Here is a 12,118-nt window from a genome sequence, read left to right as displayed (position 1 = left end):
TGATTATTTTTTAGTTAGAGTTCCTGAATAAGTAACCCCGTCAATAATCAGAGTTACTGATTTGTTTTCACTTTTGTTCCCTGAACCTGATACATATCCGTCATTGTATGTACCAAGCTTATTAGGAATACCGGAGATCTCTGATACGTCAATATGCGTCCCCTTACCGTTTTTGCGAATACAATAATGACAATGACTGCCTGTACTGTTACCTGTACTGCCTTCAATTCCTATAATATCAGTAATTTTGACCCTATCGCCGACCTTAACCTTAATACTTGACATATGACCAAAATAATAACCATATCCGCTGACATCATCAATAATTTTTACATACTGTCCAAATCCCTGACTTTGATCTGAACTGTTTTCCCATCCGGCAAATTCCACTATACCATTTACTGTGCTATGTATTTCTTTTGATGCAATTCCAACCAAATCAAGACCGTCATGATCATTCCCATTATATTCCTGAGTTACCTTAAAATCTCCCATATACGGACTATTCATATACATCATTTCCTTTCATTCTTCTGTATTATTTTTTTCGTGCTGAGTACCAAAATAAAACGCTATAACCGTTGTGAAGATCATAATAAACTGCTCTGAATTTATTTTCCCCATTACGGTTAAAACAGCAAAATTAAATGTGAGTATTATAGTCACAATACTTTTCACACTCAAAAGCTTTGCAAAATAATTTTTCACTACACTCCCCTTTCCAAATCGTCAATTCTGTGATTTATAACCTTAATCTGCTCCTCTATGACCGGCATTCTTCTGGCAAAATTATTATGCTCGGCAACTTTGTTTTCCAACTGTAAAAGCCGATAATTTGTCATTTTTGACGATACCAATACGCCTCCAAGAGAACCGCAGAGAGTACCGATCAATGCAATCAAGGCTACTATTATATCTGTCATTTTACCCTCCTTTCTGCATTTTCAAGTTGCTTATATGCGATAAGCAAACTAATCCTCCTTTCTTTACCATAAGTTAAATTTGCACATATGCGACTTTTGTGATTATATGATAACACAATTTTTTTCGGTTGTCAATAGTTTTTTCGCAGATATGCAAAAAAATTGCATTTAAGCAAATTATATGTTAAAATAATAAAAACCACAAAAAGGAACGTGATTATATGACTGTTGGTGAAAGAATAAAACAAAGGCGAAAAGAACTGGGTTTAAGTGCAGATGAACTGGCAGAAAAACTCAATAAAAACCGTGCCACTGTATACCGCTATGAAAGCAGCGACATTGAAAGAATTCCGGCAGAAGTTTTAAAACCCCTTTCAGAAATACTTCAGGTTTCTCCGGAATATCTCATGGGTTGGAGTGAAGAGGAAGAAAAAAACGGTCTTGACAGACTTGTCAGAGATATTGAAAAAGATAAAAATATAAAAATAGAAGATGTTTTACAGTGCAGCGACACGATACCGATACTTAATTATACAGAAAACGGCAAGATGATCTTTAATGAACATTTATGCCTTTCTGATTTGCATGGAGACTTTTGTTTTAAGGCTGCTGACAACAGTATGAGCAATTCTCAAATATACGCCGGAGCTATTGTCTTTATAAAAAAAACAGACACCATTAAAAATAAAGATATAGTCATGATTTCACTCAACGGAAAAATATTCATAAGAAAATATTACTATTATACGGAAAATCAAAAACTGATTTTATATGCTGATAATCCGGACTTTGAACCGATGATTTTTATCGGAGACGAAATAAATAATATAAAAATTATTGGAAAAGCAATAGGCTGTTTCAATAATCTATAAAAGACAGGACTATAATTATAAATCCCGATTCATTTTGAATCGGGATTTTTTGTTTTTATTCCGCTAAAATATTTCTCACATACTGCTGCATTTCACTTTTGGAATTTACATTATGAGTACCGTCGATAATAGCCTTCTGCCTTGCTTCTGGCAAATCCGAAAATTTTTTCATAGCTTCCGGATTCATAGCGAGAGCCATACCAAATCCAATAGGGATTTCGCCTTTTTCCACTTTTATCACCTCATAATTATATTCTACGCAAAAGTGTTAAATATACATTAAAGATCCGCACCGTTTGTTCTTATAATCTCACTGTATCTGTATGCGGAATCCTTTAAGATTCTTTTCTGAGTTTTATAGTCCACATAAGTCAATCCAAAACGTTCGGTATAGCCGTACGCCCATTCAAAGTTGTCCATAAGCGACCAATGAAAGTATCCTGCAACGTCAGTACCCTCAAGAACAGATTTTTTAAGTCCTTTGAGATAACCGTTAATATAATTGATTCTTTCAGTATCATGAACATGACCGTCGGCTGAGGTTTCATCATGACATGACTTTCCGTTTTCTGTAATATATATAGGTTTTTTATATCTGTCATAAAGGAACTTAGTCCCCCAGTAAAGACAATCGGGTGTTACAGGCCACCTGTAGGGCGCATTTTTAAATCCGCCCGGATCGCTGACTATTTTATGAGTACCGTCACCGGCAGAAACTTTGTGTCCCCAGTAAACATTATGTCCGACAAAATCCAGCGGCTGGCTTATCAATTTCATATCTGAATCGGTAATTTCAGGCATATATTTTTCACATATCTTAAATTCACGTTCAGGGTATTTACCAAAGAAAATTGCATCATTATACCATACAAGACTTCCTATCGCCATATCAGGAGTGTCAAAGCTGAACATTGAATCACGAGCCGCTTCAATATCTTCCTTAGCGTCTGAAGCAGGCATATTCATATTCCCGCAAGGAGCATATCCGATTTTAAGCGGCTGCTTCGCATAGGTTCTCAAGGTCACAACTGCTGCGCCATGTGCTTTAAGCAGATTGTGTGCAGCCTCAAGCAGCTCAGGTACTGTAAGCTTTAAACCCGGAGCAATTCTTCCCTGCTGATATCCGAGACCAAATATTACCTGAGGTTCATTTATGGTCATGAAATATTTTACTCTGTCAGAAAAGTTTTCAGCAACCACTTTTGCATATTCGCTGAACCATCTTACAATTTCAGGATTTCTCCAGCCGCCCAGCTTATCCAGTGCAAGAGGAAGATCCCAGTGATAAAGAGTAATGTACGGTTCTATTCCGTTTTTCAGCAGTTCGTCTATTATATTATTATAAAATTCAATTCCTTTTGGATTGACTTTTCCGATACCCTCCGGAAGAATTCTTGCCCAGTTTAAAGAAAATCTGTAAGCCTTCAGTCCTATTTCCTTCATTACTGCAATATCGTCTTTCCATCGGTGATAATGATCGCAGGCTATATTCCCGTTATCGTTATTATCAATTCTTCCCGGTATCTGACAGAACGTATCAAAAATATTAAGTCCTTTGCCGTCCTCGTAAGCTCCGCCTTCGATCTGATAGGAAGCCGTTGCTGCTCCCCAAACAAAATTCTTTCCGAAATCCATAAATTTCTCCTTTTATAAAAAATTAGTATCTGTTTTATATTTTTTATGATTATCTGACAAATATAGTATAGCAGTCCGTATTTTCTTTTTCAAGAGCAGATTTTGACAACTGTATTATACAATATTGACTTTTTTACGGTATTCAACAGCGGTAAACATTGCATATTAAATTACTGTAAAAAATCTTTGCTTTTTTAATAAAAAGGTGTTATAATAATATACAAATGTAATTTCTATTGGATTTCAGAAAGGAATTCAGATATGGCTATTTATTCTCTCGGCATTGACGTCGGATCAACGACAGTAAAAACTGTTATTATTGATGAAAAGAAAAATATAATTTATTCGGAATATCAGCGTCACTTTTCAAAGGTACGCGAAACTGTAAAAACACAGCTTGAAGCTGTACAGGAAAAATACCCAAACGATACTTTTAAAATCTGCATGACCGGTTCTGCGGGACTGGGACTTGCCACAGGTGCGGAAATACCTTTTGTACAGGAAGTCAACTCTGCTTTTATAGCAGTAAAGGAAAGAATTCCTGACGCTGACGCTGTTATAGAGCTTGGAGGAGAAGACGCTAAAATTATCTTCTTAACCGGCGGAGTTGAACAGCGTATGAACGGTTCATGCGCAGGAGGAACAGGCGCATTTATAGATCAGATGGCTACTCTCCTTGGAGTTACTGTTACAGAAATGGACAATATGTCGCTTTGTGCTCAAAAAGTTTATCCAATCGCTTCAAGATGCGGTGTATTTGCAAAATCCGATATTCAGCCCCTCTTAAATCAAGGCGCTAAAAGAGAAGACATATGTGCAAGTATTTTTCAGGCTGTTGTCGATCAAACAGTATCGGGTCTGGCACAGGGAAGAATTATTGAAGGTAAAGTTCTTTTCCTTGGCGGTCCGCTTTCATTCCTTAAGGGGCTGAGAAAAGCATTTGTTGATACCTTAGGACTTAAAGAAGGCGAAACGGCGGTATTTCCGAAAGAAGCGCCGGTATTTGTCGCCTTAGGCTGTGCTTTGTTTGCATTTAACAGTCATGACGACTTTACAATTGAATCAGTTATAAAAAAGATCGAAAACGCTAAAACAGGAAACGGTATTGTAACCGGACAGCCGCTTTTCAATTCTAAGGCAGAATATGAAGAATTTATTTTAAGACATAAAAAATGCGACCTCGAATATGCCGATCTGCATACATATAAAGGCAACGCTTACCTTGGTATTGACGCAGGTTCGACCACTACTAAGCTTATTCTTATCACTGAGGACTGCCGTATTTTGTATCAGCACTATTCCTCAAATAAGGGTCAGCCTCTTGACAGAATTGCAGATAAACTGAAAAAGATTTACAGTGAAATGAATCCGGAAATTAAAATTGCCGGAAGTGCAGTCACAGGCTACGGCGAGGATCTTATAAAAGCTGGACTTTCAATAGATTTCGGTATTGTTGAAACGGTTGCTCATTTTAAAGCGGCGTCGTATTTCTGTCCGGAGGTAGACTTTATTATAGATATCGGCGGACAGGATATTAAATGCTTTAAAATCAAAAATCATAGCATAGACAGTATTATGCTAAATGAAGCATGTTCTTCAGGCTGCGGTTCGTTTATCCAGACATTTGCACTTGCTCTGGGATATGATATAGCCGACTTTGCGTCTCTTGGTTTATTTGCGGAAAATCCTGTTGATTTAGGCTCACGCTGTACTGTATTTATGAACAGCAGCGTCAAGCAGGCACAGAAGGACGGTGCGACTGTCGAGGACATCTCCGCCGGACTCTCCTCCTCAATCATTAAAAATGCCGTTTATAAAGTTATCAGAGCAAAATCGCCTGAAGAACTCGGTAAAAATATCGTAGTTCAGGGCGGTACGTTCTTAAATGATGCCGTACTACGAGCTTTTGAAATGGAAATGGGAAGAAATGTGATCCGTCCGGCAATTTCAGGACTTATGGGCGCATTTGGCGCCGCTCTTTACGCTAAAGAAAAAACAAACGGCAGTTCTTCCACAATTTCCAAAGAACTCCTTGAAAACTTTTCATATACTTCAAAATCTGCACAGTGCGGCGGCTGCACAGCAAAATGCGGTCTTAATATTATTACGTTTGCCGACGGCAGAAAATTTATTTCCGGAAACAGATGTGAAAGGGGCGCCGGAAAAGCAGTCAGCAGCGAAAACGAAAGTCTTTACGACTTTAAATATAATCTGCTGCTTTCCATGTTTGAACAGCATGTGGAAAATCCAAAAGCTAAGGTCGGACTTCCTCTTGCGCTTAATTTCTATGAACTGATCCCATTCTGGAAAACATTGTTTAACGAATTGGGATTTGAAACAATTATTTCCGATGAAAGCTCAAGGGATATTTATTATCTGGGACAGCATACCATTCCGTCGGACACCGTCTGTTATCCGGCAAAGCTTACCCACGGTCATATTGAAAGCCTGCTGAACAAAAATGTTGATTTTATTTTCTATCCTTGCATGAGTTACAATATTGACGAGGGTGAAAGCGATAATCACTTTAACTGTCCTGTTGTTGCATACTATCCGGAGCTTCTGATTGCTAATAACCCCAGACTTAACAGCAATAACTTTATTTATCCGTATATGGATCTTAACAGAGAAAAGAACGTGACTTCCGTAATGTATGAGATACTGAAAAAATACGGCATCAAAAAGCCTCAGGTCAAGCAGGCGGTAAAAAAATCATATGAAAAGCTTGCAGACTACAGAAATGAAATTTTTAACAGAGGAAATCAGATTATCAGTAAGGCACGTGAAAACGGTCAGAAGATAATCGTACTTTCCGGACGCCCTTACCATATTGATAAGGAAATAAATCACGGAATCCAAAAGCTGATTACCAGTCTGGGTATGGCTGTAGTTTCAGAAGATGCTGTTTTCCAGTACGGTCATTATCCAAATCCAGGAGTTTTAAACCAGTGGAGCTATCATGCACGTCTTTACCGTGCGGCACAGTACGTAACCACACAGCCTGATATGCAGCTTGTACAGCTTGTTTCATTCGGCTGCGGAATCGACGCTATTACCACAGACGAGGTAAGAGAAATCCTTGAATCAAAAGGCAAGCTCTACACTCAGCTTAAAATTGATGAGATCAACAATCTTGGTGCGGCTAAAATAAGACTCAGAAGTCTTGTAGCGGCAATAGAAGAGAAATAGGATTGGAGAAATACTTATGCAATACCCTGTATTCAAGCCGGAAATGAAAGACAGCTATACTATTCTTGTTCCCGATATGCTGCCTGTACATTTCAAGCTTATAATAAACATTTTAAAAAAATACGGATATAATGTAGAACTGCTTCAGACCTCTACAAGAGAGGTCGTGGACGAGGGACTGAAAAATGTCCACAACGATACATGCTATCCGGCGCTGCTTGTAATCGGACAGTTTATTAATGCTCTCAAAAGCGGTAAGTATGACGTTAACAAAACCGCCTTAATGCTCACCCAGACCGGAGGCGGCTGCCGTGCGTCAAACTATATTCATCTGCTCAGAAAGGCACTTAAAAAGGAATTTCCTCAAGTGCCTGTTATTTCCCTGAATTTAAGCGGATTGGAAAAAGGCAACGGACTTGATCTTACCTTACCGCTACTTATAAAAGTTGTTTATGCTGTATTTTACGGTGATTTACTCATGTCCTTATATAATCAGTGCAAGCCTTACGAAATAAACAAGGGTGATACCGATAAAATGAGAGATCTATGGCAGCAAAAGCTCATACCGATTTTTGATAAAAGAGAGTTTCTTAAATGTAAAAAATACTGCCGTATGATGTGTGAAGATTTCGATACAATAAAGCGTACCAAAGAAAAGAAAATCCGTGTGGGAATAGTTGGAGAAATTTACGTAAAATATTCTCCTCTTGCAAACAATCATCTGGAAGAATTTCTGTTGTCTGAAGGCTGCGAGCCTATAGTACCGGCGCTTATGGAATTTGTAATGTATTGCCTTGCCGGTTCCGTTGCAGACGGTAAACTGTATCAGTTTAAATCTCAGAAAACTCTTTTCAGTAAAATTGGCTATAGCTTTATTCACAAGGTACAGAAAACAGTTATAAAAACTATAAACGAACACGGCGTTTTCGAAGCTCCTCATGACTTTGATCACATAAGAAAGCTTGCCGACAAGTATATCAGTCAGGGAGTAAATATGGGCGAAGGCTGGCTTATTCCTGCCGAAATGGCGGCTCTCGCAGAAACCGGTACGGAAAATATTATCTGTACTCAGCCTTTCGGCTGTCTGCCTAATCATATTGTAGCTAAGGGTATGTCAAGAGTTATAAAACAGGCGTATCCAAACGCCAATATAGTAGCTATCGATTACGATCCCGGCGCTACCAAAGTTAATCAGGAAAACAGAATCAAGCTTATGCTTGCAAATGCAAAAAAATAAAAAAAGGACGGATATGCCGTCCTTTTTCATATTAAATATTATTTAATTGTTAAAATGTTACATAAAGGTTAAAAACGAGTTACATTTTGGTATTACAGACAGTAATATTTGTTTTCAACAGACTTGAAATTGTGGATTTGCGAAATTTTCCACCTTTTCCACACAGTTTTCCACAGCTTTTACAGTAGTTTTCCACCCTTTCCACACAGTTTTCCACAGTGGTTTAAACAGTTTGCTATTACAGAATGTATATTTATCCGAATCCTGGGAATAATTATTCCTGAAATCAGCTTTCGGAGGTTACAATGATTAAAGGAGTTAACAAAAAAGTTTTGGAGATCAATAATCCTCAAAGTATATATTTTGAAAAAGCGGTACTGTATTTAAAGCCTAATATGAGCAACGCACCGGAAAAACTTATAAGCCGTGAGGCAAACGAGCTTATACGGAGTATGAGTCCTAAACCGCCTAAATACGTATTCTGGCTTAAATTACTGCTTATAATAACAGCCGGATTTCTGGCGTTGGGTTCTGGTATTTATTTACTTTCTGCAATATTATTTTGATTTCGTCTTTATGTAACAAAATATTCTGTAAAATTCTCTTGTAATTTTTCTGTAATAATGTTATAATTAATCTTGTAAACGATTTGTAAAAAAATAAAGATAATTTTGTTGTAAATTTAAATATTGGAAGTAAATTATATATGAATGAAAAAAATATAATCTGCGGAAGGAATCCTGTTCTGGAAGCATTAAAATCAGAAGCTAATATAGATACTGTATATATAAACGGCGAAGGCGGAATTTTAGGCAGAATCCGTTCAATGGCAAAGAAAAACGGAGCTGTAGTAAAGGACGTAAATTTCCAGAAGCTGGAACAGCTGACGCAGGGAGCAGCTCATCAGGGCGTAGCTGCCGTAACAGCATGTGCGGAATATGTATCTGTTGAAGACATACTTGAGATTTCTGCCAAAAAGGGTACCGAGCCATTTATAATTATTTGCGATGAAATCGAAGACCCGCATAATCTGGGCGCTATTATCAGAACAGCCGAAGCTGCCGGTGCAGACGGAATTATTATCCCTAAAAGACGAAGCGCTTCACTTAACGCTACCGTTCATAAAACCTCTGCCGGAGCTGCAAGCTGGGTTCCAGTGGCAAGGGTTTCTAATCTTGCCGGAGCAATTGATAAGCTTAAGGAAAACGGCGTGTGGATCTATGGTACTGACGCTTCCGGTGAAGATTATGACGGTGTTGACCTGAAGGGCAGTATTGCTCTTGTAATAGGCTCGGAAGGGTTTGGCATGGGAAGGCTTATTAAAGAAAAGTGCGATTTTTTACTTAAGCTGCCCATGAACGGAAAAATTACATCTTTAAATGCCTCAGTAGCCGCAGGTATCTTTATGTATGAAGCTGTAAGACAAAGAACAAAGAAATAATTGGAGATTGATATAAATGCCTAAAGATTATAATCTTGACGATATATTAAATGAATATTCCGGAGGATCATCTAAAGCCTCCGTTAAACATAAATCAGCAGAAGTTCAGACGCAAACGAAAATTAACGCTGACAAACCTTATCAGAATACCGGATATATTAAAATACCGGAATACGCAAAAAATGCAGATATAACCGCTGCATTTAATATTAACGAACTGCAAAGCGCAGAAAAAGACATTGTCAAAAAACCGTCACCAAGTCATAAATCAGGAAAATTTGCGGTTTCGGATATTAACAGACCAAACGTCTCTTACATAAATTCTGTAAAGGATATTCAAATAAATAAAGCCGATCTTCCTCCGAGAGCTACCGATTCCATTGAAGGTTACGACGGAGCTGTGGTCACTCAAAATACCTCTGATGAAGTATATGTTCCTAAAGTACGAAAAATGAGTAATTCTACACGTGCCAAGGAAATGCGTGCAAAACGGCGGAAAAAGAAAAAAAAGCAGCCGGAATTTACCTATTCCGTTGAATCTCCGGACGGTATATATACTAACCCCGAAAAGAAAAAAAGAAAATTCATAGTAAAACGTGAAGAAGAAAATAAAAAAGAACCAGAACCTCAAAACGGGATGGTAGAACTGATTGAATCGGCAGCTCCTGAAGCACTGGACGTTCAGATCCCCGAAATTAATCAGCCTTTCAGCGAAGGAATTTTTGAAGAAGATAATATCAAAGGAAAAAAGAAAAAAAATAAAGGCAAATCCTACAGCAAAAAACAGTCGATAAAAGATTACGACAGCTTTGAGGACGCCCGTAAAATAAAAAACGATATTGCAGATATCAGGGGAAATATTTCATTCAGAATTATGGTACTGCTGATAATGACTGTTTTCAGCGTCTACATAGCTGTAGGAGAAACCTTAAAACTTCCGGTACCTGAAATGCTAAGTATCAGCCGTTCACCCGAAATATACTCTTGGGTTCAGATACTGCTGCTTCTGCTTTCAATGATAGTTTCATTCGGAACAATAAAAAACGGACTGATAAGCTTGATTAAATTCCGTGCAGACAGCGACAGCCTCACAGCGCTTACCTGCATAGCTTCTGCCGTTTCGGCGATTCCTGCAATACTCGACCCGCAAATGCTCCATAACGAAAAGTTTTTTATTTACACTCCTGTCGCAGTATTAAGTCTCCTGATCAATGCCTTCGGAAAACGTCTCATACTCAGCAGAGCGTCTTTGAATTTTGATTTTATTTCCAAGGATTTCAACCGTCATGCAATAGTGTGCGTTGAGGACGTAGACAGAGCGGAAAGCCTTACAAGAGGTACTATCGGAGATTTTCCTATTCTTGCGACAATGAAGCGCACCAATTTTATAAAGGATTTTGCCAAGTATACATATTCTTCCGATACCGGAGATAAATACAGCCGTATAATCGCTCCCATTGTTATGATTTTTTCTCTGCTGTTTTCCGCTGGTCTGACATTCTGGAAAATAGGAACTTTCAATAAAGAAGCCGTATGCTTTGCATTGTTCGTTTTTTCAGCATGCGTCAGCGCATGTGCATGTATGGCAATACCGCTTATTGCTAATATTCCTCTTGAAAAAGCGGCAAAAAAATATGTCAGAAACCATGGCGTTATGCTTGGATATCAAAGCGTTGAAGATTATTATGATATCAATTCAGTTATGATTGACGCCAGCACATTATTCCCCGAAGGTACTATAAATTTATGCTCCATAAAGCTTTTTTCAGGTACTAAAATTGATGAAGCCTTGATAGAAGCAGCCAGTCTGGCGTCTCACGGAAACAGTATTTTAAAAGATCTTTTTAATGATGTTATTTCGGGAAAGCAAAAAATGCTCAGTCATGTTGAAAATTTTGTTTATGAGGACTCAATGGGTCTGTGCGGCTGGATCAATAACAGAAGAATTCTTCTTGGAAACCGTGAGCTTATGAACAGTCATAATATTGAAGGAATCCCTACTAAAACAAAGGAAAATGAATTTACCGAGGGAAATCGGGACGCACTTTATCTTTCCGTTTCGGGCAATCTGGCGGCAATGTTTATAATTGAAGTAACGGCAAGCCCTGCTGTAAAAAAGTGTATGAAACAATTGGAAAAAAATGATATTGCCGTTATTATAAAAAGTGTGGATCCGTTTATTACGATCAGACGTATTTCCTCCCTTTTTAATTATTCAGACGAACTGCTCAAGATCATTCCTCAAAGAATGGTAAAGGATTTTGACGAAGAAACTAAAAAGGTTAAAAAAATAAGCGCTTCTATGGCTTGTTCAGGAAAATTTACTTCCTTTATACAGCTTATTATGGGCGCTAAATCCATAAGAAAAACTGTAGCCGCAGGCGTTGCAATACAGTCTGCATCAGCATTGTTAGGACTGGGCGTCGTGGCTGTCAACTGCGTTTTGAATGCGTTTTCGGATCTATCACCTGCAATGCTTCTCGCTTACCATCTGATATGTACTGTTATAACCGTTTTTGCTATTAAAATAAGAAAACTTTAATGATATGCCGGATCGTTTAACGATTCGGCATTTTACAAAAGGAATATAAAATGGAAAATAAAGAAAAATATAGTTTTTACAAGCAAAAGTTAAAAAAGCAAACACAATCTTTATTGATAATTTCAATTTTTATTCCTTATGGATTTTCACAAACCAAATAAAAATTATATGCAAAATAGACAAAATACAAGCTCAATTTTAATAAAATATGTAGAATATTTTGCAAATAGTTGAAATAATAAATAAAATCCAGTATAATATTAAGTGTGTTATTGTACA

11 protein-coding genes are annotated in these 12,118 nt (G+C 37.7%); 6 read left to right on the top strand and 5 right to left on the bottom strand.

The features are described from left to right. Positions 1-3 precede the first annotated feature (3 nt). The 3 genes from OCV67_RS06330 to OCV67_RS06320 are packed head-to-tail and all read right to left on the bottom strand — an operon-like array spanning position 4 to position 923. Positions 4-510 (bottom strand): M23 family metallopeptidase, encoded by a 507-nt coding sequence (locus OCV67_RS06330; RefSeq protein WP_178085029.1) that lies wholly within the window; start codon positions 508-510, stop codon positions 4-6. A gap of 15 nt (positions 511-525) precedes the next feature. Next, a complete protein-coding gene (locus OCV67_RS06325; RefSeq protein WP_147643144.1) occupies positions 526-708 on the bottom strand; it encodes a hypothetical protein in 183 nt (60 codons plus the stop codon). Continuing rightward, positions 708-923, bottom strand: coding sequence for a hypothetical protein (locus OCV67_RS06320; RefSeq protein ID WP_147643143.1), 216 nt, complete (start codon positions 921-923; stop codon positions 708-710). The genes OCV67_RS06325 and OCV67_RS06320 overlap by 1 nt, the downstream gene beginning before the upstream one ends. Before the next feature lie 221 nt (positions 924-1,144). Here OCV67_RS06320 and OCV67_RS06315 point away from each other — a divergent pair, with 221 nt between their 5' ends. Beyond that, the gene (locus tag OCV67_RS06315) at positions 1,145-1,795 is read left to right on the top strand and encodes a LexA family protein (RefSeq protein ID WP_147643142.1); all 651 of its coding nucleotides are present in this window, start codon (positions 1,145-1,147) and stop codon (positions 1,793-1,795) included. A 55-nt stretch (positions 1,796-1,850) separates the two neighbouring features. On the opposite strand, the gene OCV67_RS06310 is transcribed toward OCV67_RS06315, so the two are convergent. Beyond that, the gene (locus tag OCV67_RS06310) at positions 1,851-2,027 is read right to left on the bottom strand and encodes a YdeI/OmpD-associated family protein (RefSeq protein ID WP_147643141.1); all 177 of its coding nucleotides are present in this window, start codon (positions 2,025-2,027) and stop codon (positions 1,851-1,853) included. Between the two features lie 47 nt (positions 2,028-2,074). Further along, positions 2,075-3,430: a GH1 family beta-glucosidase gene (locus tag OCV67_RS06305; protein ID WP_147643140.1), complete on the bottom strand. Its 1,356-nt coding sequence runs from the start codon at positions 3,428-3,430 to the stop codon at positions 2,075-2,077. Between the two features lie 261 nt (positions 3,431-3,691). Between OCV67_RS06305 and OCV67_RS06300 the strand changes: the two genes are divergently transcribed. The 5 genes from OCV67_RS06300 to OCV67_RS06280 all read left to right on the top strand — a co-directional run bounded on the left by OCV67_RS06300 (position 3,692) and on the right by OCV67_RS06280 (position 11,839). After that, positions 3,692-6,619, top strand: coding sequence for an acyl-CoA dehydratase activase-related protein (locus tag OCV67_RS06300; protein WP_147643139.1), 2,928 nt, complete (start codon positions 3,692-3,694; stop codon positions 6,617-6,619). A gap of 16 nt (positions 6,620-6,635) precedes the next feature. After that, positions 6,636-7,856, top strand: a complete 1,221-nt coding sequence (locus OCV67_RS06295; RefSeq protein WP_147643138.1) for a 2-hydroxyacyl-CoA dehydratase — start codon at positions 6,636-6,638, stop codon at positions 7,854-7,856. A gap of 305 nt (positions 7,857-8,161) precedes the next feature. Beyond that, entirely contained in the window at positions 8,162-8,422 is a 261-nt protein-coding gene (locus OCV67_RS06290; RefSeq protein WP_147643137.1) for a hypothetical protein, read from the top strand. A gap of 140 nt (positions 8,423-8,562) precedes the next feature. Continuing rightward, positions 8,563-9,297 (top strand): 23S rRNA (guanosine(2251)-2'-O)-methyltransferase RlmB, encoded by a 735-nt coding sequence (gene rlmB / locus OCV67_RS06285; protein ID WP_147643136.1) that lies wholly within the window; start codon positions 8,563-8,565, stop codon positions 9,295-9,297. Between the two features lie 16 nt (positions 9,298-9,313). Next, entirely contained in the window at positions 9,314-11,839 is a 2,526-nt protein-coding gene (locus OCV67_RS06280) for an HAD family hydrolase (protein ID WP_147643135.1), read from the top strand. Positions 11,840-12,118: the final 279 nt, after the last annotated feature.

Source organism: Porcipelethomonas ammoniilytica (genome assembly GCF_025567485.1).
Classification (GTDB): Bacteria; Bacillota; Clostridia; order Oscillospirales; family Ruminococcaceae; genus Porcipelethomonas; species Porcipelethomonas ammoniilytica.
This window is presented reverse-complemented; position numbering and strand designations above follow the sequence as displayed.